The organism is Paenibacillus terrae HPL-003, assembly GCF_000235585.1.
In the GTDB taxonomy this organism is placed as follows: domain Bacteria; phylum Bacillota; class Bacilli; order Paenibacillales; family Paenibacillaceae; genus Paenibacillus; species Paenibacillus terrae_B.
Window position 1 is genome coordinate 4,877,180 of the sequence record NC_016641.1, and the last position, 26,879, is coordinate 4,904,058.

A 26,879-nucleotide genomic window follows, 5' to 3' on the forward strand; every position below is an offset into this window, starting at 1 on the left:
GCGTGGATTTTTCAGATATCAGCGCACCGGAAGGATTTAAATCTTAAATGCCGTTATTATGGACTTGACCCACATCAAAGATCATCAAGGGATTACGGCGGCGGACTTGGAAGCCTGTTAAGCGGAAATTCTGCCTATTGTTATCATTCTTCTCAATACCGGTTGGAGCGATAAAACATGGGGACAATTTCCGAGGTACTTTGTAGATTCGCCGTTTCTGACGTTGGATACGAGAAGATGGCTGGTTCAAAAGAAACCGAGAGCGATAGGGTGCGATTTTTTCGAGGAGTATGCGGCAAGGTCTAAAGATTTTACCTCAGAAGAATTCATCGTGCATGAGCCGCAAAGGCAATTGCTACGATAATGCGTGCATAGAATCATTCCACAGTGTGCTCAAAAAGGAACTCATCTACCTAGAAAAATTCAAGACACGCGAGCAAGCTAGCACAAAAAAGCGATAACATAATAAAGTATGCCCACACTGGGAAACACTTTATTATGTATCGCTTAATTTAAAAAGATTTAATAGAGTGATAGGGTTATATATGTGTCTACACCATTCTTGGAATAAAGAATCGAGAAATTACGCACCAATCGCTTGCTATAATAGCAGCTTTTGCTCTGTTATAGTAGCGTGTAGCGTTTGAACATACTGACATCCAGGATTTTCGGTACTCGACCGCCAAGCGATCTCTGATTTTTCTGGAATGAATACGTACCCCGCCTTATCAGGCTCAAATCTCTCTCGTATACATGTTCTGATCCTGCAATCGAATCAGTATTTTGCCAAAACGTCCACCCTCCTGGATAACTACTTTGCCGGACGGATATGCTTGCTCCAAATAGTCAGCGATTATTTTCCGATTCCGCTCATCAGCAGGCAGACGGTGATGGCGAAGCCAAGTCAGCGCTTCCTGTAATGCAACTTCTCTGGGGACTTCCGTCGTTTTCGTTTCCCGCGTGATTAGCGATTCGTATGCATAACCTTTAAGATACAGCAGATGCAGCAAATATCCCATTTCCATAAGTTTCGTATGGTAGGGCTGACCGGTGATGAGCGGCCAAATTTCATTCACCAGGCTGTGCTCCGCAGGACTTACCGGCATACTGATATAACAGAACTTTCGAGCGCAATGAAGCACCTTCTCCACGCTCTCCCAATTGTGAATGACCGGACACATCGAGACAAAGACGAGATCGAAGGCCTGGTTCCAGCCTATGGCCCGCACGTCAATATCTTCAAACGGTTCGGGTACAATCTTCACCTGGTCTTCGGCGAACCTCGAGATGTTTTCTTCCAACAATTCGACCAGCGGGGGAGAAGTCTCTATGGCGGTTACACGGGCCCCTCGCTCTGCAAACGGAACCGAGAACACTCCCGAAGCGGCGCCAATATCCAGAACGGAGGCGTTTTCGAATCGAATTCCTTGTCCTTCAAGCCAGTTCATGATCCGTTCGGTTCGTTTTCTTCCCTCTTCGTTAAACGATTGTTCGTTGAAGGTCTTGGCCTTATCGTCAAAAGATCTGGCAGGATCGATTCCATTCTTTTTCATCCTGTTGATTTTCAAATCGGACTCGTCTTTCCATGCTTTTTCCCATATGGCTGCATTAAAAAAATCGTTCATGAATATTCCCCACGCTTTCCTTATAGTTTATGGATTCCCCTAAACGAACGGCCTGATTCATGCCGACGCCTGTTCATGTTCCTGCGATTTCCCTTTACGGAGAAAGAGACCGATTACGAGCACAACGATGACGCCGAACCAGAACGCGTTGTTGATACCGGCTGCGAGTCCTTTGGCGATTTCCGCTGGAGCCTGCGGATCGCTCGCTCCGCTCAAGTACTGCTTCTGTCCGCCCGACATAATACTAATATACAAGGCAGTACCGATTGCGCCGGACACCAGCTGCAGCGTATTCAAGATCGCCGTCCCGTGCGGGTGCAGATGGCTTGGCAACTGGTTGAGCCCAGCTGTCTATGCGGGCATCATGACTAGCGCGATGTGAACGGCGACGAGGAAGCCGGTGCTCGTTGCTTCGTCGAATCGGGTGAATTTCCACAACGAGACGACGGCAACGGCCAATCCTGGGATGACCAGAACGCGAGGCCCAAACTTGTCAAACAGCTTGCCTGAGATCGGGGTCATGAACCCGTTCACAATCCCGCCGGGAAGGAGGATCAAACCGGACTTGAATGCCGTAACCGTGAGCACACCTTGCATAAACATCGGAAGCATGATCGCCGATGAGAACAATGTCATCATAAGTACGAACAGCAGCACCGCGACAAGCGCAAATGTCGATTACTCATCTGTTTCTCCCCCAAGCCTCTGTATTTAGTTCATTGTTGATCACCGCGGCGGCAAACGAGCCTAAAGAGGCGGCAGCAATGGCTTGATGCAATCGCGATGTAGCATCTCCAGCACTAAATACACCCGGAACATTCGTTTTCCCGAACTCGTCGACGACGACCGCCCCCGTTTCCGTGATCTGGCATCCGATAGCTCGCGGCAAGTCCGATCCCGTAACTAGCTCCGGTTTGAAAAAGATCCCCCTGCATGGAACGATCGTCCCGTCTTTAAGAACGACTTGCCGCACGATCCCGTCGCTAGAGTCAATGTGCCGGATCGGCGAGTCGAACAGAGGCACTTGATTCCGCTGGAGTTCCTCTCGCTCGGCATCCGTCAGTTCATCGGGGCCATTCGTGCAGACGGTAAATCGGTTCGTCCAACCGGATATGAGCGGAGCGAAATGCATAAGCTCGGCCCCCTTTGTAATGATGACAAGCGGCTGATCCCTTAACTCCCAGCCGTCGCAATACGGGCAGACGAAAGCGCTTTTCCCGTATACCTCCGCCAGACCCGGAACGTCCAACGGCCGATCCTTCATCCCGACGGTAAACAATACTTTTTTGCTTGCAAAAGTTTGTCCTTGCTCAGTCTCAATTTGAAATCGGCCGTCGATTCCCGCGATCGACACCGCCATATCCGGCACGAATGATACGGAAGGATAGGCGCCGATCTCTTCCTTCGCAATGCGCCGAAATTCGCCGGGACTTATTCCGTCTCGGGTCAGAAACCCGTGAGTCTCGTGGGTTACAGCGTTACGAGGACGGCCTTCATCGATCACCGCTACATGTTTCCTCGCCCTCCCAAGCACTAGGGCAGCGCTCAACCCAGATGGACCGCCGCCAATAATCGCCACATCGAGAAGCTTTTTATCCATCATAAATTACATCCTCCATGGATCGATAATATCCATAATTAGAATACAAAAAGTGCATCACTTCTTGTTTACCTCGTGGCTGCAACGCTTGAACGCCTCATCCAATACCGACTGAATCGTATGTTCCTGCAAGTATTGGTACAGATGCTGTTCCGCGCCGTTCATAACTTTCTCAACCAAACATTCGTTTTTTTCCGGACGTTTCTGATCCCGTTGTGTAGCTCCCTCTTCTGCTAACAACTGATGCTGCCGCGAACTCGAATTCGAGCATTCGAATAACTGCTGTCTTCCTTCAATCACTTGAATTACATCAAGAAATAGTTTCCCTCCCCCTTCTCAATATCACCATTATTATAGACCCTTAATATCCATAATAAATGATTCAACTCCAAATTGCAATGACATTCTTGGTCCGAACTTTGCTTCCAGTGGGGAGGGAAATCTTGAAATCACATCAACGTGGCTGTCTCGCTCTCCTTATGTTCAAAAAATTTTCGGGAATTACGTCGCCATCCCAATCCGATTCGCTACACGTTATTATCGGCCTTCTTCTGGCTTCAGAGCATGGACGCACAGAGGAATACAACGAGGTTATCAGTAGATTCCCCATTTAATGAAATGAAAGAATTCCTATAACAAGGAGAAATAAATAAATGTGATATAAATCCCAAAACTATGGTGGAGAATTTTGGGCTCACCGAAAAACAATATGGGCATATGCTCATTATCCGCAATCGACTCATATGTATAGTCATTATCCTCAGTCGACTCATATGCACAATTTGAAAAATGAAACATTAGCAGTCGTTGAGCCTTGGGTAAAAAACGGTTTGTGGGAAGCCAAAACCATTTCCACGGAGCATGCTTTAAGAGAGGTCGCAGCAGTTTCCTACCTCATCGGTAGAGGATATCATCCGCAACATGCTCATCAAATTGTGGAATCGTGGTGGCATCATCAATAAAACAGGAATGTATAAATGGATCGCCTATGTGGTCCATTTGTACTTTAAAATAAAAGCGATCATGCATACTAAGCATGGTCGCTTTGTTTTTTTCAACAATCGCGACTCTACACCTTACCCAAAGAAAGAATTGCAAGCAATCAAAATAATGATAACTCCGCTTAAGACCGTGCTGAACTGACCTAAAGTGAAAGAGCCGATGCGAATCGCCGACATTTTTTGTCCCAGGACCACACCAAGCCAGACCGTGATATAACTGCCGATTGCTGCGGTCAGAGAGATGGCTAGCGGTGATAGTCCTATCAGACCTGCACCGATCCCATTCGTAACAGCATTAGCGGCAAGTGCAACCCCCAGCACCGCTGCCTCAAGGTATCCTATAGAACCTGATTTATCTTTATCCACCGTTTCGGGATTTTGCAGAATTCCTTCGAGTGATCCACCTGACGCAGCCTCCCCGGCTTCTTCACCGTCCTGGCTGGATTCCTGCTTCTTACGTGGTACTGCCAGCAGAATAATGCGGGCACCGACAATGAACAGCAATAACGCTCCAATCAGGACGGGGAATACGCCCGGAAGAATCTTTGCCAGCCACTGACCGGATATAATCCCTGTCATGCTAAGGATGAAACAGATAACCGCAATGATTAAATTTGATAAATAGTTAATACGGATACCCCGAATCCCATAAGATATTCCAACACCCAAATTATCCAGACTGGAAGATATGGCAAAGCCAAAAATTAAAAACCAAGCAACCATGGGGCTCACTCCTTGTTGTCTGTTTACACTCATACTATTGAGCATATTGCAAATAGGTGCTCATCATTTCTAAAAATGTTGAGATCCCCTCAACATTTGATTCAACACCAATACAAGGTGAGGTGAACTGCAAATGTCCGATGAAAAGAAAAACGCCACACTGGGCGAGACACTGGTCTCCTTGCTGAAAGAACATTCTTTGTCTATGCGCAAGCTAAGCGCGGCTACCGGCATTGATACGGCCACGATATCGCGGATCGTTAACGGGAAGCAAAGAGCCAAGCCTGAACATCTAGAAGCTTTTGCCCTTCATCTTGATGTTCCCTCTGCCCCACTCTTTCAAGCTGCTGGTTATGGCGCCCCCGCCCCCCCTACTCCTCAGAGCCAGCCGAACGATATCTACTCCTCCATCAACAGCATTAAAGAAATCCTTCAAGCCTCCAACCTCATGGACCACCAGTTTACTGCCGAGCAGGTTCAGAAAGAACTGAGCAAATATGAACCCTATGTCCTAACCGAAGAAGGGGCGCAGATTATCCACAATGACTTTCCCGGTAAAGTAAAAAGTGTCAATAGTGCGGGACCGTTCATTGAGGAGCTCAAGAGAATGTATCAGCTTTACAGTAGTGATAACATCACCCTGGAGGAGCGCTCGATCCTCGGCAGCGGCTTGTTATACTTCGTCTCCGCCACAGATATTATCCCCGATTATGTATTTCCATTAGGTTATCTGGACGATGCGATTGCCGTGCAAATCGTACTGGGTCGCCTCCAGGATACGAGGAATAGCAAGCCTCAGCCGTAAACTCTGATTGTTAGTATGGTTGAAAATGCAAGAACTTATGTGTCATGGTTTGGCCAAAAAAGCTGTCTCACTGCAGAAAGAGCTCTGCACGGGGGATGGCCTCTTTTTTCGTTCCTCTTTGTAGCCGACTATCCATTTAAAGCGTTTTAATTAATAAATAAATAATTATTCATTGACATAAAACAAAATCGGCTTAAAATGATATTAAATTAATCCAGTAAGAACACTTGGATTTGTGATTCGTCTGTAGCTGCCTTGTGCTTTCTTGCTTTTTCCGAAGAGGCCGCTCGTTATGTACAAAGGGGGAATTGGGTTCATATTTTTTTAGCTGTATTAACGGGTTAGTCAGACAGTCAAATTATGAATCCTTGGGAGGAAAATCAGTATGAATCAAAAGACAATCATCATCACACTGGGCGCCCTGGCAATCGCAATTAACGTCATTGCGGGCACCGTTGTCAGCAGTTTAAAAATTCCATTTCTTTTTCTTGATACAATAGGCACCATTTTTATCGCCGCTATTTTTGGTCCGTTCTGGGGAGCCCTGGTCGGCTTGCTAACCAATCTTGTGCTTGGGGTCACCTCCGGTTACACTGCCATTCCGTTTGCACTTGTCAATGTAATCGTTGGCCTCGTGGTCGGTTATTCCGCCCGCAAGAACGGCTTCAAGCTCTCTTCCGCACTGATCTCCGGCATCCTTCTGGGCATCCTCTGCCCCGTTGTCGGATCCGTGATCGCCATCAGCCTGTTCGGCGGCTTGACCGGTGGTATTCAGGACGTTGCTGTGCTCTGGCTGAAGCAAGCAGGAAGCAGCCTGTTCGCTGCGGCTTTCTTGCCCCGTCTCGGTGAAAATCTGATTGATAAAATTTTATCCGCACTGCTCGTCTACTATATAATCAAAAAACTGCCGCAATCCCTGATCAAACGCCCGGCGCTCAAGAAAAGAGATTCCAATGCAGCGTAGCAAAAAAATCGTGGTCGCCTCCCACTGCGTCATTAATCAGAATGCCGTGGTGGAAGGAGAGGCGCGCAGTCCAGGCGTCATGAAAGCGGCAGTCGACTGGACTCACGAGCAAGGATATGGAATATTCCAATTGCCTTGTCCCGAATTTACTTTTCTGGGACCAGAGCGCCCTCCAATGACTGTCGATCAATATGACACACCGGAGTTTCACGCTCACAACCGTCGAATTCTGCATCCGGTAGTGGAGCAACTGAAAACCTATCAGGATCACGGGTACTCTATTGTTGGTGGTCTCGGCATATCGGACAGCCCCTCCTGCGATCCCGGAAAAGGCGTGTTTATGCGCGATTTTCTGGAGCTTGCAGCCGAACATGACGTGAATATTGATTTCTTCTGGCAAATCCCGAATACGGCAGATGGCACCTTCAACCCGGGGCATCCCGGAAGTGTATTTGGCCCGGTTGGTCCAGGTAAAAATAGCTTAGCCGCAGAAAATGCTCCTGCGATGCTCACTGCCAACTCGAAAGGCGGCGTAAAGCTATGATAGATATTCGCGATATAACCTTTTTCTACGACGAACCTGATGAAGAACAAGATGATGCCGGCCGCAGGCCGGCATTATCTCATATATCCCTAAGCATCGCTCCTGGCGAATTTATCGCTTTTCTAGGGCGTAACGGTTCCGGCAAGTCCTCACTGTCCCGCTTGCTTAACGGCATCGAGCAGCCGACAGCAGGCATAATTACGGTGGAAGGACATTCTACCTCCGATCATGCCGCTATTCCGGATATACGCCGCGCGGTGCAAATCGTGTTTCAGAATCCAGAGAATCAGCAGGTGGGCATCACCGTTGGTGAAGACATTGCCTTTGGATTATCCAATATCGGCTGGCCGCAGCATGACATCCGCAACCGGATCGCCTGGGCGATTTCGTTGGTTGGTCTGGATGCGGATGAAGAACGTCCAGTCACAAATCTGTCCGGCGGTGAGAAACAGAAGCTGGCTCTCGCCTCCGTTCTGGCCCTGGCCCCCCGCTACCTCATCCTTGATGAAGCCACCTCAATGCTCGACCCGGTAGCCCGGCGCCAGTTCGTCGAGACGCTGCACAAGGTGCGGAGACAGCATCCCTTTACCCTAATCTACATTACTCACCATCTGGAAGAAGTAGTGGATGCCGACCGCTGGGTACTGTTTCGCAGCGGCGAGCTTGCTGCTTCCGGGACACCGGAGGAGTTGGAACAGAATGTCTCGCTTCTGGAGGATTGCGGACTGGAACTGCCGTACACCCGCAGGCTCGCTATACTGCTGCGGCAAAGCGGCCTGCCTATATCGGCAAATGTGAATGTTCAGGAATTGAGGGAATTATTATGCAAATCGAACTGAACGATGTATCTTTCACCTACAACAAACGCCGCAAAAACAAGCCGGCTGTTGGACCTTTTGTGCTAGAACATATACAGCTCATCGTAAAAAGCGGAGAAATGTTGGCAGTTGCTGGCAAATCCGGCTCCGGCAAATCGACCTTTATCCAGTTGCTGAAAGGCTTTCTTATTCCTTCCGAGGGAGCGGTACTGCTGGACGGTATAGATCCGCACTTTTCCCGTGGTCCCGAATTGTTCGATCGGGTCGGCTTCATCTTTCAATATCCCGAGCACCAGCTTTTCTCCGCCACCGTCTTTGACGATATTGCTTTTGGCCTGCAAAGTGCCAATCTGACGGCAGCGGAAAAAGAAGCGAAGGTCCGCCGGGCGATGGAGTCCGTGCAGCTTGACTTTACAGAGTTCAAGGATCGCAGTCCCTTCGAGCTCAGCGGCGGTGAGAAACGGCGGGTAGCCATTGCCGGCGTCATCGTGCTGGAGCCGAAAATATTGATTCTGGACGAGCCGACAGCTGGGCTGGATTTGCAGTCTCGTACGGCGCTCTTCGGCTTGCTGCACGACCTGAACCGTGAGCAAGGCATTACTGTGCTGTGGGTCAGCCATCAACTGGAGGAAATTCTTGAACAGGCTTCCCGCCTAATTGTACTGAAGGAAGGACGCTTTCTGGCCGACGGTCCACCAGCAAAGCTGCTGTCCGATCCGCAGCTGCTGGAAGTCTTCGGCTGGGAAGAACCGCCTGGGCTAGCCATTGCCCTGTTGCTTCAGGAGCTTGGTGCCCAAGCCCAAGACAGCAGCGCAGTCCGCCCGCCACAGGAGACTGCCTCTGCCATCATAAAGCTTTGGCAGGCTCAACAGCAACCCAGTCTAACGTAAAATGAGGGAAACATCATGTCCACAAAAAGTTTGTTGCTCTATCAAGCACGTAATTCCTGGCTGGAGCGTTGGGACCCGCGTATGAAAATCATCGCGGTGCTGCTGTTCGGCTCCGCCCTGCTTATTACACACAGTCCTGTGCTTAAAACGGCGCAGCTATTGATTCTGATTGCTCTCTGGGGCATTACCAAGCTCTCTTGGCGGGTACTGCTCTTCACCTTTTTGTCACTGTCAATCTTCTTTGCTTCCACCATGATCTATCAATCCATGCTTATGCTGGCCCCCGGCGATGACCTTATCACGTGGGGAAGGCTGCATTTCTCCGCTCAGGGTACGCTCAAAGGCGTGATGATGTGCGAACAGATCGCAGGAATTGTCCTGCTATTGTCTCTACTGGTGAGGACAACTTCGCCGATTCTGCTGGCGGAAGGTCTAGAAATTTTGCTAACGCCATTGAAGAAATGGCGTCTGCCTATACACGAAGCGGTGATGATGTTCTCCATTGCCCTGCGTTTTTTGCCAATACTGGTTGAAGAATTTGATAAAATTCGTAAGGCGCAATTGGCGCGGGGCGGCGGGTTCCACCGCAAGGGGATATCCTCCCGCTTCCGTGGGGTCCTCCCCATGCTGATCCCGCTGTTCATCATGTCCATTCTGCGTGCTAGGGATTTGGCGATTGCAATGGAATCGCGCTGCTATCAGGGTGACGAAGGTCGGACACCGATTCGGGTTTATCGCTTCCGCTTCAGGGACTACGCGGTGCTTGCCTTTTCCACATTAAATCTGCTGTTTATTTTTGTTTGGTAGTTTTACAAAACAGTGTTGAACACAAAAATCAGTAAGCCCCCGTTATGCGGTGCCACTGGTTTTTGTGTTTTATGTGGGTTATGTTCATATACTCGATCCCTGGCATTGAATGAGGTTTCGTCCATGAATTAGCTGAAAAAGTGATAACCTTGCCAGTAGCTCAACTTTCGCAGCTTACATGACTGAGCATATGCCGTGGGATTCTATTAACTTGAAGAGTCTGCTTGGACAAATACCTATTTTATCCGCTTAATTATATAAAACACACTCAGATGCAAAAACATTTGAATTTCACTGTTTTATGCTTTTCCGATTCCAAAAATGATCATGAATATATTGGGATTTGCAGTGATAAAAAAACAAGCCTATGCACAAGATCATTTGCGCTCAGGCTTGTTTAATTCTTATGCATTTAATTTCTTTAGAAAATCCTCCAGCATCTTCTTAGAGACAATACCGGCTTTTGGAAGCAAATCATTTACACGATTCAATATGGAGGGATTGTCTAGTATCATTTGTTTGCTTTCTTGAGTTGTAAAGCTTCTTAGAGTATCTATACATATCTCGAATAGCTCCTCATCTTCAGTATTAAGTAATGACAATAGAATTTCCAGTTCATACATGTTACAAGAAGTGTCTAAACAATAAGCAAGTTTTTTCTGCCATTCTAACGGTCTATTATGCACAATACTTGATAGTTCCTGCCAATCTTCTGAACCAAACTTAGATAGCTTTTCAGATGCCATAACACACCCTACATCATACCAAAAATCAGCAGTATGCTGGTATTCTGTTATAAATTCATCTAAATCTTTATACAATTTAGCTTCCTCCATTAAATCAATTAGTGAACACTGAATAGCCATACTACTTAGTCAAAGCCTGGTGTGTGAACACCACCCGTAGATAACCCTGAGATCACTTTATTTCCATCCTTCATTACCTCTATTTCGACCCCATTTATTGTATTTCTGTGAAGAGTTATCCCATCTCGTGTTCCTATACTTGGGGTATCTCCAACTTTTTTTATAGCATTCATTATAGCATCATCAGACCATGTATTTGGAAATAATGTGCTTGTTTTAATTTTAGACAGGTTCCCATCTGGGAACTGCGTTGTATATTTAACCCTTCTTGTGCCATCAGCATTAACTAACATTTCTTCAACTGCATAATTAAGATTTCCATTCCTTAGTTTCAATAACTTTTCCCATCAAATATTTCTAACATCATCAAAACTCCCGTTTTGTACCCAGAAATATAATCCGAAGCAGACAATATAGAAATTAGGACATCATTTAAATCAGATAGTTCTTCAATTAACTTATAATCTTGTTCTGGCAATCTTGCTTTTAGAGTTTCCATAGAAGCAGATATTTTCTGATGGGTTAGTTCAAGTTCAGGGTTCTTCGGTTTGATTCGTTCACTTGGATACCATTTGCCGTAATATAAATCCTCCAAGATACTCATTTTATCTTCTCCTTCTTGATACAGACTTTGCGTAAATTTCGAATCCGTAGATGCATTTTGTTCCCCAGAAATAAGAATATTCTATTGGAAATATCAATATTGAGTTTTAGCGAATATTTCACTAGGAATAACTGAAGGACTACTAGCCTATTTCCACCAAACAAGCACAATTAATCCAATTCATAAACTAACGACTTAATCTGCAATGAAACGATTAAAAGAGCCAATTTAATTGATCTAAAGTAGGCTTTAAAGAATAAGGGAACCTCCATAAATGGGGCTCCCTTTTTTTATTAAAATAACATAAATATTTAGAATAGTTTATTTATTAAGCAATTTTTTTGTTACCCAGGTTATAGCTGCATTATTGACATCTTCACCCTGGCCACCGTGGGGAGCTTTAGAGTTAGACATAAAAATATTTTCTACTCCTGCATGGTTAAGAGCATCCCTAAGTCTCCAACTTTGTTGAATAGATACCAAACTGTCACGTCCTCCATGTGCAATAAACATGGGTGGATCATCTGAAGATACATAATTTATAGGACTTGCCAATTCTGCCAACTTTACTTTTTCCCAATAAGGAGAACCTGTTTGTTTTTGATCCCGAATATCTCTCAGGACTGCTACACCTTGTCCTTCTTTATCAAATCCAAGAAGTTTGGCTTCAGCTGCTCGTGGAGAGTCATGTGTTTCGGCTGCCTCCTCAGGAGATTGCAGGGTTGGGTCCATCTCAGGTCCCATGGTAAACATATCTGTTGGACCGTAAAAATCAACTGCAGCCATTACTTTGCTTGAATACTCAAGATTGCCCCCAACATCACCTTCAAGCTCTTTTATATCACCAGTAACAGCGAGTTCGGTAGCCAGATGCCCACCTGCAGAATTTCCTGCTACTGCAATTTTTTCCGGATCAATACCGTATTCCTTGGCATGTGCACGCAGATATCTGATACTGCCCTTAACATCATAAATGGGAGCCGGGAAAATAGCTTCGCCACTTAACCGATAATCGATAGAAACGAATGTAATTTTATCTTCCAATACTTTTTTGAAAACTTGGTATGCTGAATCTGTAGCTACTTGATCTGTGGCTCTACCTGTCATTTGTGCTGGGCGATTTAGGGGTGCGACTGTTTCCTTTTTTGCATCTTTAGGAGCATCATCGCCCTGATAGTCCCCTATAAGCCATCCTCCTCCATGAACATACACCAAGACAGGAGTTGCTTCGGTTACACCCTCCGGCTTGAAGATGTTCATCTTTAACTCTTTTTTCTTTCCATCGTCATTAGGTACGGTTGCATACACCACATCTTTATAGGTAGGAGCCATACGAATAACATCTGTAGGAGGACTTTCGGCTGCTACGAAACTTTCCTTTTGTGTGGCAAAAGCCAATGTTGCTAGAAGTGCGAAGGACACCATTCTTAGTTTTTTATTCATACTCTCTCTCCTCGATTATCACTTTTTTTCATTCTCGCATTCTATCAGGTTATCTAAAGTTCTTATTAAGAAACTTTGATACAATGCGATTTCATCCTCGCTAAATCCCTTGTAAAAAATCTCTCCGACTTCATCAATAATCTTTTTGTTCAATTCCACTAGATTTTCATTTCTATTCACTACTTTAACTATTGTTTTACGTTTGTCTGTTTGGCAAGGCATAAAACTGATATGTCCTGCTTTTTCCAGCTTACTTAATATGCTCGTCAAAGTTGACTTTTGAAGATTGGTAATCCTTGAGATTTCATGTATAGGTATTTCGTCTTTTGCCCAAAGATAAAACAAAATCCTTGCTTGTGTTGCAGTTAAAGTATCAACCTCAGATTCCCTATGTTTTCTTGAAACTATTCTAGCCAGCAATGCATCTATGGATGCTGATAAAAAAACAGATCTTCCTTTTATAATTCCCATTTGTACCTCCATTCCCTCAAAAATAGTACCATATCGTACTAAAATTATAGTACGATATGGTACTATTTTCAACATATATTTTTTGAATGTTTGCATTCATTATCTCTTGCGACCTGTAGATCACCCCAATTAATAATAGTAAGTGCGGCTGGCAAAGAGAGGTCGGCATACGTATTTACCGTTTGGTGGAAAAACATTGTATAAGTCTAACATCTCGAACTTCTACAACAGCGAATTGTAGCTTACAGTGTATCAGACAAGCAAGACACAGCACTTTCTGTCGGTTGACAAGAACTTTATCCCATTCTCGATGAACTCAGTGTTTCATTGAACTAATGTTTCCCGTTAGGTCAACGCCAGCGCCCAGTCTGCAACTTTATTTTTACGGTCTAGTTCTTTATTTTTCAGTACTTCATTTCATCGAACACCAACAAATCTTTTGCATTTCTCCGCCCCATGCGTTACTATCTTTATATCGACAAATTTGCAGGTCTATATTAAGGAGGTTTTAACGCCCATGAGCCCCCGTACCAAAGAACAAAATGAGCTCATACGTATGCAGCGCAGAGAACAGATTCTGGATGTCGCCGCTCGCTCCTACTTTCGCACGGGCGGCAGCTTTGATATTCGCGACGTCGCCCGCGAGGCAGGGCTTGGTTACGGCACAGTATACCATTATTACCCCAACCGGCATTTATTAATAGAAGATGTGTTAGGAAGCGGCTTCGAGCGATGCGAGCAAGTTATCGCAAAATGGGCGAACATCAGCGGCAGCCCCCCGGATGACTGGCAGTTGTTGACGTATTGTAAAGCGTTGCTCCAGCTGTGGCAGTCGGACGCCCGCGCATATCTCGTCTACAAAATGGCGGCGGAACATTATACAGACTTGCCTGAGAGGGATCGACACCACACCAAAAGAAGATTTATGGAACGGCTGTATGTTCCACTCCAATTGATCGCTCAGTGCGAAGACGACAGCGTCGACCATATGCTTGCCGTGCTGGTCGGTTGCTGTGGGCTGCACTACTATGCGGGCAATTCCGACCTGGACGTCGATCGAATCGCCCGACTCGCTATGCAAGCTATTACGAAGGAGTCCTGATACGAACATGATCATCTTAAAAAGCAAGCATGAAATCGAATCCATCCGCAAGGCATGCCAAGTGGTGGCTGAATGCCATCGTACAATTGCCCCGCTCATCAAACCGGGCATCACAACGAACGAGATTGAGCGCATATTCGAGGACATTATTTTGAAGCACGGCGCCAAGCCATACGAGAAGGGCTACAAGGGCTATCCATATGCGACCTGTGCCTCCGTCAACGACGTGATCGCGCATGGCTTCCCTAGCAATAAGCCACTTGAGGAAGGCGATATCGTGACGATCGACACGGTCGCAGAGCTCGACGGCTGGCTTGGCGATTCGGCTTGGAGCTATGCAGTCGGGCAGATCTCGCCGACGGCCGAGAAGTTGATGCGCATCACGAAGGAATGTCTTGACCTGGGCATCGAGCAGGCGCAGCCCGGCAATCGACTCGGCGACGTGACGAGCGCGATTCAGCGGCATGCGGAATCACACGGTTTCGGCGTCGTGCGTGACCTTCTCGCCCATGGCATCGGCCGCGACCTGCACGAGGAGCCGACCTATATGCATGTCGGCAAGCCCGGAAAAGGCCTCCGTATCAAGGAAGGTATGGTGTTCACGATTGAGCCCATGATCACCGAAGGCACCTACTTCATGACAATCGATCCGGACGGCTGGACCGCACGGACGATGGACAACAAGCTTGCCGCCCAATACGAGCATACGATCGCCATTACGGCTGAAGGTCCACAAATTTTGACCGCGCAATAGAATAAATAGAGGTCGATCAACGAATTTGGTGTTTGAATAAAAACGAGCGCCTCGGTACGATGGGGTTACGCACGAGGATATGATCCTTTCAAACACGCGAGCAAAATGGGAGTAATCCTTGATGACGATAAAGTAAGATTAAAGATCCCAGCTAATTTAGAAGATTACGAACGCCAAGCGGATGAAGAAGCTACCCTACGCTCCAACAGAGGAAGAACTCAAGCGTTATTATGAGGTAGTATGGAAGTCGAAAAATTTTCAGGACATGATGATTGTCAAGACACTCATGTATACCGGTATCCGCGTCAGCGAACTGATCAATATACGGCTGACGGATATTGATTTTCATTACTGTCAGGTTCGCATTGGACCGGGGAATACGAAAGATTTTGGCCAAATATTCGGAGGATGCCGGTCTGGTGCAAAATCTGTCGCCACACAAGCTACGACATTTCCTGTTAACCTGGCTCAAAAAGCAGGGCATCGATGACGCGCTCATACAACCGTATTCCGGACATGAAATCCGGAAATCATTGGAAATTTATTCAAAGCTGACAATCACCGATGCCCAGCAGGAATATAACGAGGTCATCAATAAATTCCCCATTTAATTACATCTACTTTGCCCTTGGTGACAGCTACGCTGGTACTACCCCTTCATGTAGAATTCCTCCCTCCAATACTATATAAAACAAAAAAACACAGGATATTAGCCTGTGTTTACAGTAATCGAAAAAAGAATTTGGAAAATGAACGCAACATGGTGATTATCTTATGATGGACTTGCAGTCCCACAAGGATAGATCAATAAGGTTCATTTCATTTTCTTTAAATTCAGTCTATACAAAATGAGGAGAGAGTTATCTTCAAAACCGTGAGAGCTGGAATGAGTCTCTGAATCTAGCGGGAATGCACTTTTGTTGTATCCATCATTTCAATTTAGAAAGAAGCAACTCCAATTCTCCCCTCTCAAGATGTCTCCATTGCCCTCGTACCAGATGATCCAAGGTAATATTCATAATTCGAACACGCTCCAACTTTAGCACCCTGTATCCCAAAGCCTTGCACATTCTGCGAATTTGCAAATTCAGACCCTGCGTCAAAATAATCCGAAACTCGTATTCGCTTGTACGATCAGCCTTGCACGGCTTAGTAATGACGTTCATAATCTCAACGCCGCCAGACATGGTCTGCGTAAATTCATCTGTAACAGGTTTGTCTACAGTCACCACATACTCCTTTTCATGAGCATGCTCGGAACGCATCATTTGATTGACAATGCTTCCATCGTTCGTTAATAAAATTAGCCCCTCTGACGCTTTATCCAGCCTGCCAATGGCAAAAATGCGTGAAGGATAATTGACATAACTAATAATATTGCCTGCTACCTGCTGCGCTGCCGTACATACAATGCCGACAGGCTTATTTAGCGCCAAATATACAGGCTCACTACGATTAACTGGAATAGCTTCCCCATCGATCAGCACAATATCCTGTGGCTCTACATGGGCCCCTGCTTCACAAACCTTGCCATTAATCGTAATTCGCCCGGCGTTTATCAATCTGTTGGTTTCCCGACGTGAGCAGAATCCAGTTTCACTTATGTACTTGTTAATTCGCATGATTCACCTAATTTACGTCGTAGTATGGGATATATGGAAAAACACAGAATGTAAATTCTCTACATTGGTTCATTTAAAAAAACACCTGATTGTTCTTGCTTAATCAGATGCTCGCCTATTACGACAACTTATACTTGCCCGGCTTACTTGCTTCTGCCGCTACTTTTATTCCCACTTGATTTGGCAACACCACCTTTTGCAGCGCCTGCCGCTGTGCTTCCCGGAGCGCTTGTAGAAGCGCTTTTTCTCCTTACAGGCTTCGCTGTTTTATTCCAGCGTGTCCAGCCCTTACTGCCTGTACCTCGGCCGGTCCCGCCGCCCTTGCTTTTTGCACCCATATGATCACTCCATTAGTAGTCGTTCAGATTTAACTAAGCTATCATACCATTACTTTGAACATAATGCCCATTTGTTTTAAAAATAGAAGCAGTGAATGGTAATTGTTCTCACAAAATCGATTAATTTTTCAAAAACACGTGGTATTTTTGCTTGCGTACAGGTTAATAATGATAGATGGGAATTTAGCTATAAAGAAATCAGCCAAAAGGGAGTTGAAGCAGATGTCTGTTGATGTTTATCTTAACTTTAATGGAAACTGTCGTGAAGCAGCGGAGTTTTACGCAGAGGTTTTTGGGACTGAAAAACCACAAATCATGACGTTCGGTGAAGCACCGCCCAACCCCGATTATCCTCTACCGGAAGAAGCGAAAAATTTGGTCATGCACACACGGCTTAATATTGATGGAAGTAATGTGATGTTTTCAGATGTTTTTCCCGGCATGCCCTTTGTTGCTGGAAACAACATCAGCCTCGCCATCGTCAATAAGGACGAAGAGAAAATTCGTTCGTTCTTTCAGAAGTTAAAAGAAGGCGGGACTGTAAATATGGAGCTTCAAGAAACATTTTGGAGCAAATGCTATGGTAGCCTTAAAGATAAGTTCGGAATTGAATGGCAATTGAGTTATGATAACGGAATGACCGACAGTTAGCCTTGTATATTGTTATACGACGAATAAGCCATCACAAGCTATTCTGATTGAATGCTTTGTGAGGGCTTATTCTCAGTCATTTCCTATATTGATATCCAAAATAGAATTAAATGCTTCCTGCGGCAGTTGGATGCTCGTATGTTCCATATTTCGTTTATTTATATTTTGTCTGCGCAGCAGTGCCTGCTTTTTTGAAATGCTTTTTTTATCGCCGCTTGCAGGTGCGGAGATAACCGAGTGAATACGCTCCAGCATCCTATCAACGCCCTGACCGGTCCTTGCAGATATATATTTAGGACGCCTTCACATGCAGCCAAGCTTTTCGAAACTTCATACGAAAAATCAATATGTCCCGGCGTATCAATCAAATTATACTCATATTTATGTCCATTCTTTGCTTCATAAAAGGTACGCACTGTACGCAATTTCACTGTAATTCCATGCTCTCGCTCGACATCCATGGAATCCAGCAGCTGTTCTTTCATGTCTCTCTTCGAGACGGTAAGAGTTTTGTATTATTCAAATAATTAGAGGATTGCTGCAATCCTCTAATTAGGATGCAACACCAATGGTTAATACGATCAAAGTAGGAAAATACATTTGTTTCACTCCCTTATTTTCGGATGGAATGAGAACATACCAAATAGCAGCTTAAATTTACTCAATAGAGCAGTCTTGGAATTCTTCCAAAACCTTGGATTTGTCTCCATGGATCTTTTCCAAGTGATCCTCTCCCCAGTAGCATAAATGGTCTAGCGCGGTTTTTAATCCCCAGCCGTAGTGCGTTAACTCATACTCCACTTTAGGAGGGATTTCATTATAAGTCTTTCGTGTAACGATCTCATCCTTTTCCAGACCTCTGAGCTGAGTGGTCAGCATTTTTTGAGTAATGTCGGGCATTAACCGACGAAGCTCAGACGTTCGTTTCCGTCCTGTCATCAGATGGTAGATAATTAAAGGCTTCCATTTTCCTCCCATTACTTCTAAAGCCGCTTCCACTCCAACCTGATACTTCTTTTGAACCTTATTTTTTATCTGTTCAGTCATCTCTTAATCCTCCTTTAGAAGGCTACGTTTGCCCAAAACAACCGATCACTTCAATTCGTTGCTTAGGTCAGTTTCCAGGGAATGTACCTAAGGTACTTCCACGTTCCTATGGCACCTGTATCATCCTATAGTACTTAAAAGTGCGTACTTCCAGATCATTTTCCTACTGTTTATAATAGCATTAACCACTGATCATGCCTAGAAGTTAGCCATTGAGAAAGGTAGTGAAGAAGCATGAAAGTATTAATCGTTGTTTCACACCCGAGAAAAGATTCCTTGACCTTTGAGGTGGCCAGTCGTTTCGTACAAGGTCTTGCCGAGGCTGGCCACGATTATGAGATATTGGATTTGCACGGGCTTGGCTTTGATCCTGTTTTAAAAGGAGCCGATGAACCGGATTTATCAGTTGCGGAGCAGTCCTTTTCCCCTGAAGTAGAAATGGAAATAAGACGGATGAGGGAGCATGATGCTTTGGCATTTATTTTCCCGCTTTGGTGGTGGCATTTGCCGGCTATGCTGAAGGGGTATATTGACCGTGTATGGAACAATGGGTTTGCATACGGTTCGAATTCCCTTCATCATCAGCATGTCTTGTGGATTAGCTTGGCCGGCGTTTCGAAGGAACAGATGAAAAAGCGTAACTATGATGAAATGATTACTCATTTGCTGAATGTGGGAATTGCAGATTATTGCGGTGTTTCCAATTCCAAGGTTGAATTCTTATATGAGACCCTGGGTTCAAATTCCGCTCATTTTGAAATGCTGCTGGACCAAGCTTATCGCTTAGGTTTGAATTATGCCAAGGATTAATCAGATAGTTGGACTAGCAGAAAATAGCACGATATTTTACAGAAAGTCTGCGCTCGTGACAAATTAAAGGAGACCTAAACAGTAACGAGAAAAGACGCTAACCTAGCATATTTTGCATGAGTTAGCGTCTTTTCATTTATCGTGCATTTAACTGGCTTTCGACAGCAAGTAAAGGAAATAAGGGGTAACCAGTATGGTGATAATTATTCCGGTCGGAATATCTGCCCCAAAGCTAATCGTCCGGGTAAGTGTATCAGCAATCAAAATGACGAGCGCCCCAACCAACGCCGTGGTAGGCAGTAGCAGCTTATGATTAGGCCCTACCAGCTTGCGCGCCAGATGTGGACTAACCATACCTACAAAAAAGAAGTTCCCGCCAAGAGCAACGCTACCAGAGGCGAGTGCCACCGCGGCTATGGTAAGTCCAATGAATTCCTTTTTGATCGCTACACCGAGTCCCGATGCTGTCTGGTTCCCCAAGTTCAATGCATTAAGAGTGTGCGACTTATAAAAGACGTAAAAACTAATGATGAGCACCCAAGGAAGCAGTACCATAATGTAGCTCCAGTCATCTCCCCACAGGCTTCCAGCCTGCCAGCGCAAAGCAAAATCATATTGCTTCTCGTCCAGCTTCAGTGTAATCATCAATGACAACGCAAAGTAACCACTGCCCATAGCAACGCCTGTTAAAATTAAGCCGGTCGGCGAAATCTCTTTCCCCCGTCTATCGGAGCCAGAACTGATTCCCAGCGGGCCAGGGCTGGCCATGTCATTTTTAAGCAAGCTTTGCATAATACAACCCGAAATAGCCATACCGATGCCGACCAATATACCTAGAACGATACGCGGCAGGCGAAAATCAAACACAATTAGATATAACAAAATCAGACTTAAAATCATGTTTCGGGAGTGGGCCACTATATATTGCCAAAGCACTGCCAGCTTTTGTTGAACCGGCATAGGTGACATCCCCGTCAGAACGCTCCTAATGGGTACAAGCCGTGGTGTTTCCGGTCATGCTTGAAAAAGTTAGATACGCGAACAACGCTGGTGTGATCCATAAGCGGGACGGGCGAATTTCTTTCTCTTTTAGCATTAAAAAAACGACAATAACCAAATGATACATAGCTACCCATGTTCTCCCCCCCCCACATTCCTAATCAGTTTCTAATCTAAGCTTAAATGTTCTATGTTTTTTCACATGTAATTCTCACTATCGTTTCATGTTCCTTATGTACAATGTTCAGGAGGGACAAGCATTTAAGTAGGTTCCCCAGAACATGAGGAGGATTATCAATGAAAAAAGAGGATCAGAATATGAAAAACCAAAGTCTCTCCATTTCCACGGAGGAGACGGCGAATTCTTCCATAATCCAGAAAATGCTAAACAAGGTGCCGGAGGTCACCATTTTCTTTTGGATTATTAAGATTATGACGACGACCGTGGGAGAAACCGCTGCCGACTTTCTTAACTTTAATTTGCATTGGGGCTTGACTCGTACAACTGTGGTCATGGTTGTTCTCCTACTCATCACACTTCTATTTCAGTTTAGGTCGCGCAAATATATACCCGGAATCTACTGGCTCGTGGTGACTCTCATCAGCGTTGTGGGCACGCTCGTCTCAGATACTCTTGTGGATCATATAGGGATCTCGCTACAAGTTACCACGACCGTCTTTGCCCTTGCTCTCCTGGTGACTTTTACGCTTTGGTATGGGAGCGAGAAAACATTATCCATTCATTCTATTTACACAGCCAAGCGTGAAATTTTCTACTGGGCAACGATATTCTTTACCTTTGCCTTGGGTACAGCAGCTGGTGATCTTATATCAGAGGGCCTTGACTTAGGTTATTGGAGGTCAGCGCTTATGTTTGCGTCACTGATTGGTATCGTAACGATTGCCCGCTATCGGTTTAAATTCAATGCCGTGTGGTCCTTCTGGATGGCGTACATTGTGACCCGACCTCTCGGCGCCTCACTTGGGGATTATCTGTCACAATCTCATGCCGATGGGGGGCTCGGCCTGGGCTCGGCTGGAACCAGTGAGATTTTTCTCGTAACTATTTTAACCTTGGTGATCTACCTGACGAAATCCGGAATAGATCAAACCCAACCATCATAATTCAACGAATTTTTAGCCTATCTTTTTGTAACACTATGAATGAAACGGACTTCAAAACAGGTAACTATTCGCCAGCCGGGGCGGTTTTTAAATTACAGCTCAATAGGATATCCTTCCAATTCCTTAACAAGTATAGATCTGTCCACCGGTTGTGACTGTTACCCCGGTGGACAGATCCATACTGGATGACCCGGTGCGTGACTGCGAGAGAAGTCTTGTATGAGGCCCAGTGATCACATGAGCTGTGTTATGAGGTTTATCGTCAATTAGGGCTCTTACCCCCACTTCTGCAATGTCATCTGCGCTGGCGAAACCCACTCTCCCATTCAACAAACCAATGCCCGTTGCCCAATTTCACAGAAATAGCTGTATATAAGCAAAAAAACACCGTATCGAAATACGATGTTTTTATGTTGCTCATAAGTAACTATTCCTCAGAATCTACGTTGTGGTAAACCTGTTGAACATCCTCCAAATCTTCTAATGCATCAATCAATTTATCAAATTGTACCTGTGCATCCTCTGGAAGTGAGATGTCATTTTGGGCAAGCATGGTAAGCTCGGCCACTGTAAATTCTGTAACTCCTGCCTGCTTGAAAGCTTCCTGTACAGCATGGAATTGGTCAGGCTCTGCGTATACGATAACAGCCTCGTCCTCTTCGATGATGTCACGTACCTCTACATCTGCCTCCATCAACAACTCCAACACTTCATCTGCGGTTTTACCTACCAGACCAATAACCGCCGTTGAATCAAACATGTAGGCTACAGATCCGCTTACACCCAGACTGCCGCCATTTTTAGTAAAAGCAGAACGAACATCAGATGCCGTACGGTTTACGTTATTGGTAAGTGCATCTACAATGACCATGGAACCGTTCGGTCCGAAGCCTTCATAGCGAAGCTCAACATAGTTTTCATCCCCGGCACCTTTTGCTTTTTCAATAGCCCGGTCAATGATGGCTTTCGGTACATTGTACGTTTTTGCACGTTCTAGTACGACTCTTAATACCCGATTGGATTCAGGATCAGGCTCACCCTGTTTGGCTGCTACATAAATTTCTACGCCAAATTTAGCATATATACGACTCGTATTGGCATCCTTGGATGCCTTTTTTTCTTTAATATTGTTCCACTTACGTCCCATAATATCCCGCTCTCTTTCTATATGAATATACACAACGGTATTCATTATATCCTTGTATATTATATCTCCTAAAGGACACTTGAACAAGTTCAAAGGATTTAGTGATAAAATTATCTCCTTTTCTCATGGAATTCTAATTTTCATCTAAAGGTGCTCCCATGTTCAAGAGTTAAGATCATATTACTTTCAACTTTTGAATTATATAAGAAAAGGAGTAATCTCTAATATGTTATCTAACCTGGACTATCAGATTTTCCACTTCATTAATGAACAAGCGAATAGCTTTTCTGTTTTGAATGGGCTGATGCGTTTTTTCGCCGAAGATGCCCAATATGTATTCTCCTTGGCCTTGCTCCTGTACTGGTTTTCAAGAAATAAACTCAACCGAAAAATGATCATATCGGCGGTGGTATCCGTATGTCTGGGCATGGGGATCAGCTTTATTATCGGGCATCTTGTGTACCGGGATCGTCCCTTCGTCACCCACGCCGCCATTCAGCTAATCAAGCACCCAGCCAATGCCTCCTTCCCGAGCGACCACGCCATTGGAGCTTTTGCGCTGGCGGTCACGTTTTGGCTGTACGGTAAGAGGTTTAGATTGTCCTGGCTTGCGGTAGCTTTACTTATCGGTTTTTCCCGTATCTGGGCTGGCGTTCATTACCCGTCAGATATTGCGGCCGGTGCGCTGATTGGCACCTTGTGTGCAGTTAGTACCCGATATCTGCTCCTGCGTTTCAAACGTCCTCAGCAACTGGCAGACTCGTGCCTGAAACTGTACGAAAAAGTAGAACATAAAATTTGGAGCAAATCGACAAAACCTCAATCTGAGGATGCTTGAGTGTGAAAGAAGCTCCGTAAACCATATCCTCGGTTTACGGAGCTTCTTTGATTTATCCAATATATCTAGACTCTGGCATTGGAAAACCAAGTGTTACGGTTGTCCCAATATTTTCAATACTGCTCACTCTGATGTCACCGTTATATCGCTTGACCAGTTGCTTGGCTATAGCAAGGCCCAGACCTGTTCCGCCCTGTTCGCGGCTTCTCGCCTTATCCACCCGATAAAATCGGTCGAATAAATAAGGCAAGTCCTCCGCCGGAATTCCGATTCCATAATCGGTAATATGAATATAAACCTCGTCTCGTTCCAGCATCCCCGTTACAAGGATTTCTTTCGAAGAGCCAGAATATTTAACGGCGTTATCCAGCACGATCAGTAACAGTTGTTCCAGATGCTGAGGCGTGATGTGAATCTGCACCTTTTCGAGGGGAGTCAGTTCCTCCCGGAATATCATATCAGGATGCAGCATGGCAAAATTGGTGACCGTATACTGAACGGTGTGACGGATATCTATTGCAGGCACATTCTGTTCAGAAGTTCCCGATTCGGCCCGCGTCAACTCCAGGAGATCGTTTACAATGCCTTTCAAACGCTCAAGCTCCTGGACGGACACACTGAGCGACTCGTCCAATATGGCCGGATCGTGTTTGCCCCAGCGGTTCAATAAGGAGATATGGCCTTCAATAATCGAAATAGGTGTACGTAATTCATGGGAGGCATCCTCAACGAACTGCTTTTGCTGTAGAAAAGAACGCTCCAACTGATCAATCAGGCCATTAAACACTCTTCCCAGATTTGACAGCTCGTCATTGTTATCGGATACTTGGACACGTTCCTCATGCAGCCCTTTTTTCCGTATTCTTGTCATTGTATCCGTCATGGACTGAATCGGCCGGATTAACTGGCGTGAAAGAAAAATTCCGCCTAGAGCGCTTAAAATAATAGCACCTATACCGCCCACAATCATGACACCTTTTATTTTGTCACTCACCTTCTCTAAATTTTCCATATTATTGATAATTTCAATTGTTCCCGTAAAACCACCTGAATTCAGCGGACTTCGCATGATCAAGACCTGATCCTCCAGATGCCAGGCAGTCATAATCCGGGTGCTTTGCGCCGTTTGCGGCGGAAACCAATCCTCAGGCATCTCGTCGCTGACGCTCAATAGCGGGGTACCTTGCTGATTCAAAATGCGAATCATTTGATGCGGATCATTCATATCCTCAACAAAACGTCGACTGTTTACTATTTCCTGCGCAGACATCTGTTTTTCCCGAAAAAAGTTTTGGATTTCAGTCATACTCTTGCGGATGCTCACTTCTCCCTCGCTGACCATCCATTGGTTAATCGTAAAATATTGGACACCGTTGTACAAAACAAACAAAATACATAGCAGCAACGAAGACCACACCGTCAATTTCCAACGAATAGGGAGACGGGAGAATATGGATTTTAACGTTATCATTTTCGGATCACATACCCCAATCCGCGTAGTGTCTGAATAAAGCTCGGTTCCCCAGGCTCGTCGATTTTGCTTCGCAGGTAACGAATATACACATCGACGACATTCGTTTCCACCTCTGAATCATAGCCCCATATGAGTTCCATTAGCCTCTCCCGGGTCATGACGCGCCCAATATTCTGCATTAATATGGACAGCAGATCAAATTCACGCTTCGTCAATTCAATAATCTGCTGGTCTTTGGTCAAAACGCGGGCCTCGCTATCTAGGACCAGTCCATTGTAGATAATTTGTTTGGTATCTTCCACAGAGCCACTGCGTCGCAGCAAAGAACGCATCCGTGCGAGCAGCTCTTCAATGGCAAAAGGCTTAGGGATATAATCATCTGCCCCACTGTCCAGTCCCATCACCTTGTCCATCACTCCGTCTCTGGCGGTCAGCATAATGATCGGAGTATGCTTCGTTTTACGAATCCGTCGACACACTTCAATTCCATTGATGCCTGGGAGCATTAAGTCCAGCAGGATGATGTCCCATTCCTCGCTTAATGCAGACTCCAGCCCCTCCCGCCCTTCATACTTAACGGTTACCTCGTAAGATTCATGCTTTAGTTCCAGCTCAATGAAACGGGCCAAATTTTTTTCATCCTCGATCAGCAGTATCTTCTTCATAGCTATCCTTTCTATGCTCGGGGCGTCTTCTCCTAGTATGCTTGATATAGAAACCAGTTTACTCTATGTACATTAAAAAATAATGATCTTTTCACTTTATTTTTCTCATGATATTTTAATGTGTCCTGATTAAGCTTAATCATGAATCTATGAACACAGTTTTGTCTCAATTTATCCTGAAATGAGGTCCCTCTGTTGAAAATGAAAATACTTTTGACCGCCATCGCTCTAACGGCAGCCTTCTGGATCATGTCTCATTCCGACTGGTTTACGAACCATTCTGACGCAAAGGCCGTTCAACCCTCTGCTTTGATGGCCACACCAGTCAAGGCTGAAACGACGCAGTCCAATGCTGCCAAATCTCCGCAACGTATTGATCATATTGTCATTGTTGTGGAAGAAAATCATTCGTCGAAAAAAATCTCAGGCAATTCTTCCGCTCCCTTTATGAATTACCTGATGAAAAATGGTGTCTCTCTGATGAATCATTATGCGATCGAACACCCGAGTCAACCGAACTATCTGGATCTGTTTTCCGGTTCCAATCAAGGGGTGAACAATGATCTGACTCCTAAGAAGATGAACGCCAACAATCTGGCGCTGGAGCTCATGAAACATGGATATACGTTTGGGGGCTACTCGGAGGGACTGCCCAAAACCGGATTTACCGGACCTTATGATCTGAAAACCCTGTATGCGAGAAAACATAACCCGTGGGTGAATTTCACCAATCTGCCTGCCTCAATCAATATGCCTTTGACTAGCTTTGCTCAAAACTTTAATCAGCTGCCGACTGTTTCTTTTGTCATTCCCAATCTGAACCACGATATGCACGACGGCACGATCCGGGAAGCGGATCGATGGCTGCAAGCCCACTTGTCCGCTTATGCCCGTTGGGCACCTCAACATAACAGTCTTTTGATCGTAACATGGGATGAAGATGATTTGAGCAGCAAGAACAAAATCCCGACTGTGATCATAGGTCCTCAATTGAAAAACGGCCCATACAACGGAAAAAGTAATCATTTCTCCGTGTTGCGCATGATTGAACAATTATACGGATTGGAGCTGCTCGGGAAGAGCAGAACGGCACCGCCGCTTAATATATGGACAACAGGCTCATAAATGTCTAATATGATGGTGGAG

General features: G+C 45.3%; 33 protein-coding genes and 4 pseudogenes. 16 read left to right on the forward strand and 21 right to left on the reverse strand.

What is annotated here, in order from left to right; genetic code table 11:
* Window positions 1-136 precede the first annotated feature (136 nt).
* A complete protein-coding gene (locus tag HPL003_RS30620) occupies window positions 137-364 on the forward strand; it encodes a cyclase family protein (RefSeq protein ID WP_420795090.1) in 228 nt (75 codons plus the stop codon).
* A gap of 370 nt (window positions 365-734) precedes the next feature.
* Here HPL003_RS30620 and HPL003_RS21725 read toward each other — a convergent pair whose 3' ends face one another.
* From HPL003_RS21725 to HPL003_RS21740, 5 genes and pseudogenes are all read right to left on the reverse strand, one after another.
* Window positions 735-1,625 (reverse strand): class I SAM-dependent methyltransferase, encoded by an 891-nt coding sequence (locus tag HPL003_RS21725; protein ID WP_014281923.1) that lies wholly within the window; start codon window positions 1,623-1,625, stop codon window positions 735-737.
* Window positions 1,626-1,682: 57 nt separating this feature from the next.
* Window positions 1,683-1,922: a drug resistance transporter EmrB/QacA subfamily protein gene (locus HPL003_RS27120; RefSeq protein WP_014281924.1), complete on the reverse strand. Its 240-nt coding sequence runs from the start codon at window positions 1,920-1,922 to the stop codon at window positions 1,683-1,685.
* Between the two features lie 54 nt (window positions 1,923-1,976).
* On the reverse strand, window positions 1,977-2,264 hold the full coding sequence (locus HPL003_RS27125; RefSeq protein WP_158308744.1) for an MFS transporter: 288 nt from the start codon (window positions 2,262-2,264) through the stop codon (window positions 1,977-1,979).
* Between the two features lie 43 nt (window positions 2,265-2,307).
* A complete protein-coding gene (locus HPL003_RS21735) occupies window positions 2,308-3,225 on the reverse strand; it encodes an NAD(P)/FAD-dependent oxidoreductase (RefSeq protein WP_043922868.1) in 918 nt (305 codons plus the stop codon).
* A 57-nt stretch (window positions 3,226-3,282) separates the two neighbouring features.
* Window positions 3,283-3,543, reverse strand: a pseudogene (locus tag HPL003_RS21740) (transcriptional regulator); the annotation flags it as partial.
* Window positions 3,544-3,668: 125 nt separating this feature from the next.
* Between HPL003_RS21740 and HPL003_RS28935 the strand changes: the two are divergent.
* Window positions 3,669-3,839 (forward strand): hypothetical protein, encoded by a 171-nt coding sequence (locus HPL003_RS28935; protein ID WP_158308745.1) that lies wholly within the window; start codon window positions 3,669-3,671, stop codon window positions 3,837-3,839.
* Between the two features lie 462 nt (window positions 3,840-4,301).
* Here the strand turns inward: HPL003_RS28935 and ytaF are convergent, their stop codons facing one another.
* Window positions 4,302-4,949, reverse strand: coding sequence for a sporulation membrane protein YtaF (ytaF, locus tag HPL003_RS21745; RefSeq protein WP_014281929.1), 648 nt, complete (start codon window positions 4,947-4,949; stop codon window positions 4,302-4,304).
* A gap of 133 nt (window positions 4,950-5,082) precedes the next feature.
* Here ytaF and HPL003_RS21750 point away from each other — a divergent pair, with 133 nt between their 5' ends.
* The 6 genes from HPL003_RS21750 to HPL003_RS21775 all read left to right on the forward strand — a co-directional run bounded on the left by HPL003_RS21750 (window position 5,083) and on the right by HPL003_RS21775 (window position 9,777).
* Complete coding sequence (locus HPL003_RS21750; RefSeq protein ID WP_014281930.1) at window positions 5,083-5,754, forward strand: DUF1232 domain-containing protein; 672 nt, start codon at window positions 5,083-5,085, stop codon at window positions 5,752-5,754.
* Between the two features lie 385 nt (window positions 5,755-6,139).
* Window positions 6,140-6,718 carry a CD3073 family putative ECF transporter S component gene (locus HPL003_RS21755; RefSeq protein WP_014281931.1) on the forward strand — a complete coding sequence of 193 codons (579 nt, stop codon included), beginning with the start codon at window positions 6,140-6,142 and terminating at the stop codon, window positions 6,716-6,718.
* A complete protein-coding gene (locus tag HPL003_RS21760; protein WP_014281932.1) occupies window positions 6,708-7,262 on the forward strand; it encodes a CD3072 family TudS-related putative desulfidase in 555 nt (184 codons plus the stop codon). The genes HPL003_RS21755 and HPL003_RS21760 overlap by 11 nt, the downstream gene beginning before the upstream one ends.
* Entirely contained in the window at window positions 7,259-8,101 is an 843-nt protein-coding gene (locus tag HPL003_RS21765) for an ATP-binding cassette domain-containing protein (protein WP_014281933.1), read from the forward strand. The genes HPL003_RS21760 and HPL003_RS21765 overlap by 4 nt, the downstream gene beginning before the upstream one ends.
* The gene (locus tag HPL003_RS21770; protein WP_014281934.1) at window positions 8,086-8,970 is read left to right on the forward strand and encodes an ATP-binding cassette domain-containing protein; all 885 of its coding nucleotides are present in this window, start codon (window positions 8,086-8,088) and stop codon (window positions 8,968-8,970) included. The genes HPL003_RS21765 and HPL003_RS21770 overlap by 16 nt, the downstream gene beginning before the upstream one ends.
* Before the next feature lie 15 nt (window positions 8,971-8,985).
* Entirely contained in the window at window positions 8,986-9,777 is a 792-nt protein-coding gene (locus tag HPL003_RS21775; RefSeq protein ID WP_014281935.1) for an energy-coupling factor transporter transmembrane component T family protein, read from the forward strand.
* 404 nt (window positions 9,778-10,181) lie between these two features.
* On the opposite strand, the gene HPL003_RS21780 is transcribed toward HPL003_RS21775, so the two are convergent.
* From HPL003_RS21780 to HPL003_RS21800, 5 genes are all read right to left on the reverse strand, one after another.
* Entirely contained in the window at window positions 10,182-10,598 is a 417-nt protein-coding gene (locus HPL003_RS21780) for a hypothetical protein (protein WP_014281936.1), read from the reverse strand.
* Between the two features lie 50 nt (window positions 10,599-10,648).
* Window positions 10,649-10,978: an EndoU domain-containing protein gene (locus tag HPL003_RS21785; protein ID WP_014281937.1), complete on the reverse strand. Its 330-nt coding sequence runs from the start codon at window positions 10,976-10,978 to the stop codon at window positions 10,649-10,651.
* Window positions 10,975-11,247: a DUF6809 family protein gene (locus HPL003_RS21790; protein ID WP_014281938.1), complete on the reverse strand. Its 273-nt coding sequence runs from the start codon at window positions 11,245-11,247 to the stop codon at window positions 10,975-10,977. Before HPL003_RS21790 ends, HPL003_RS21785 begins: the two co-directional genes overlap by 4 nt.
* Window positions 11,248-11,568: 321 nt before the next feature.
* Window positions 11,569-12,690, reverse strand: a complete 1,122-nt coding sequence (locus tag HPL003_RS21795) for an alpha/beta hydrolase (protein WP_014281939.1) — start codon at window positions 12,688-12,690, stop codon at window positions 11,569-11,571.
* Between the two features lie 18 nt (window positions 12,691-12,708).
* The gene (locus HPL003_RS21800; RefSeq protein ID WP_014281940.1) at window positions 12,709-13,257 is read right to left on the reverse strand and encodes a MarR family winged helix-turn-helix transcriptional regulator; all 549 of its coding nucleotides are present in this window, start codon (window positions 13,255-13,257) and stop codon (window positions 12,709-12,711) included.
* Between the two features lie 421 nt (window positions 13,258-13,678).
* Between HPL003_RS21800 and HPL003_RS21805 the strand changes: the two genes are divergently transcribed.
* From HPL003_RS21805 to HPL003_RS30370, 3 genes and pseudogenes are all read left to right on the forward strand, one after another.
* The gene (locus HPL003_RS21805) at window positions 13,679-14,263 is read left to right on the forward strand and encodes a TetR/AcrR family transcriptional regulator (RefSeq protein WP_014281941.1); all 585 of its coding nucleotides are present in this window, start codon (window positions 13,679-13,681) and stop codon (window positions 14,261-14,263) included.
* Window positions 14,264-14,270: 7 nt separating this feature from the next.
* Window positions 14,271-15,017 (forward strand): type I methionyl aminopeptidase, encoded by a 747-nt coding sequence (gene map, locus HPL003_RS21810; RefSeq protein ID WP_014281942.1) that lies wholly within the window; start codon window positions 14,271-14,273, stop codon window positions 15,015-15,017.
* Window positions 15,018-15,282: 265 nt separating this feature from the next.
* Window positions 15,283-15,628 (forward strand): annotated as a pseudogene (locus HPL003_RS30370) (tyrosine-type recombinase/integrase).
* Between the two features lie 318 nt (window positions 15,629-15,946).
* Here HPL003_RS30370 and HPL003_RS21820 read toward each other — a convergent pair.
* Both HPL003_RS21820 and HPL003_RS21825 read right to left on the reverse strand, forming a co-directional pair.
* Window positions 15,947-16,639, reverse strand: coding sequence for a pseudouridine synthase (locus HPL003_RS21820; protein ID WP_043922484.1), 693 nt, complete (start codon window positions 16,637-16,639; stop codon window positions 15,947-15,949).
* 143 nt (window positions 16,640-16,782) lie between these two features.
* On the reverse strand, window positions 16,783-16,977 hold the full coding sequence (locus HPL003_RS21825; protein WP_014281946.1) for a DUF3934 family protein: 195 nt from the start codon (window positions 16,975-16,977) through the stop codon (window positions 16,783-16,785).
* A gap of 222 nt (window positions 16,978-17,199) precedes the next feature.
* On the opposite strand from HPL003_RS21825, the gene HPL003_RS21830 reads away from it, so the two are divergent.
* Window positions 17,200-17,628, forward strand: a complete 429-nt coding sequence (locus HPL003_RS21830) for a VOC family protein (protein ID WP_014281947.1) — start codon at window positions 17,200-17,202, stop codon at window positions 17,626-17,628.
* Window positions 17,629-17,700: 72 nt separating this feature from the next.
* On the opposite strand, the gene HPL003_RS29080 is transcribed toward HPL003_RS21830, so the two are convergent.
* The 3 genes and pseudogenes from HPL003_RS29080 to HPL003_RS21840 form a co-directional block, all read right to left on the reverse strand.
* Window positions 17,701-17,883 (reverse strand): hypothetical protein, encoded by a 183-nt coding sequence (locus tag HPL003_RS29080; protein WP_148267423.1) that lies wholly within the window; start codon window positions 17,881-17,883, stop codon window positions 17,701-17,703.
* Between the two features lie 38 nt (window positions 17,884-17,921).
* Window positions 17,922-18,119: pseudogene (locus tag HPL003_RS28250) on the reverse strand (GTP-binding protein); the annotation flags it as partial.
* Between the two features lie 166 nt (window positions 18,120-18,285).
* Window positions 18,286-18,675: a winged helix-turn-helix transcriptional regulator gene (locus HPL003_RS21840; RefSeq protein ID WP_014281949.1), complete on the reverse strand. Its 390-nt coding sequence runs from the start codon at window positions 18,673-18,675 to the stop codon at window positions 18,286-18,288.
* 234 nt (window positions 18,676-18,909) lie between these two features.
* On the opposite strand from HPL003_RS21840, the gene HPL003_RS21845 reads away from it, so the two are divergent.
* Complete coding sequence (locus HPL003_RS21845) at window positions 18,910-19,485, forward strand: NAD(P)H oxidoreductase (RefSeq protein WP_014281950.1); 576 nt, start codon at window positions 18,910-18,912, stop codon at window positions 19,483-19,485.
* Between the two features lie 147 nt (window positions 19,486-19,632).
* Here the strand turns inward: HPL003_RS21845 and HPL003_RS21850 are convergent, their stop codons facing one another.
* Window positions 19,633-20,454, reverse strand: coding sequence for a FecCD family ABC transporter permease (locus tag HPL003_RS21850; protein ID WP_014281951.1), 822 nt, complete (start codon window positions 20,452-20,454; stop codon window positions 19,633-19,635).
* A 327-nt stretch (window positions 20,455-20,781) separates the two neighbouring features.
* On the opposite strand from HPL003_RS21850, the gene HPL003_RS21855 reads away from it, so the two are divergent.
* Window positions 20,782-21,609, forward strand: a complete 828-nt coding sequence (locus tag HPL003_RS21855) for a COG4705 family protein (RefSeq protein WP_014281952.1) — start codon at window positions 20,782-20,784, stop codon at window positions 21,607-21,609.
* Between the two features lie 222 nt (window positions 21,610-21,831).
* Here HPL003_RS21855 and HPL003_RS30045 read toward each other — a convergent pair.
* A pseudogene (locus HPL003_RS30045) lies at window positions 21,832-21,933 on the reverse strand (ergot alkaloid biosynthesis protein); the annotation flags it as partial.
* Between the two features lie 103 nt (window positions 21,934-22,036).
* The gene (locus tag HPL003_RS21860) at window positions 22,037-22,756 is read right to left on the reverse strand and encodes a YebC/PmpR family DNA-binding transcriptional regulator (RefSeq protein WP_013310214.1); all 720 of its coding nucleotides are present in this window, start codon (window positions 22,754-22,756) and stop codon (window positions 22,037-22,039) included.
* Window positions 22,757-22,982: 226 nt separating this feature from the next.
* Between HPL003_RS21860 and HPL003_RS21865 the strand changes: the two genes are divergently transcribed.
* Window positions 22,983-23,594: an undecaprenyl-diphosphatase gene (locus HPL003_RS21865; RefSeq protein ID WP_014281953.1), complete on the forward strand. Its 612-nt coding sequence runs from the start codon at window positions 22,983-22,985 to the stop codon at window positions 23,592-23,594.
* Window positions 23,595-23,646: 52 nt separating this feature from the next.
* Here the strand turns inward: HPL003_RS21865 and HPL003_RS21870 are convergent, their stop codons facing one another.
* Window positions 23,647-25,065 (reverse strand): HAMP domain-containing sensor histidine kinase, encoded by a 1,419-nt coding sequence (locus HPL003_RS21870; protein ID WP_014281954.1) that lies wholly within the window; start codon window positions 25,063-25,065, stop codon window positions 23,647-23,649.
* The gene (locus HPL003_RS21875; protein WP_014281955.1) at window positions 25,062-25,733 is read right to left on the reverse strand and encodes a response regulator transcription factor; all 672 of its coding nucleotides are present in this window, start codon (window positions 25,731-25,733) and stop codon (window positions 25,062-25,064) included. Before HPL003_RS21875 ends, HPL003_RS21870 begins: the two co-directional genes overlap by 4 nt.
* 201 nt (window positions 25,734-25,934) lie before the next feature.
* Here HPL003_RS21875 and HPL003_RS21880 point away from each other — a divergent pair, with 201 nt between their 5' ends.
* Window positions 25,935-26,858, forward strand: coding sequence for an alkaline phosphatase family protein (locus tag HPL003_RS21880; RefSeq protein WP_238533539.1), 924 nt, complete (start codon window positions 25,935-25,937; stop codon window positions 26,856-26,858).
* Window positions 26,859-26,879: the final 21 nt, after the last annotated feature.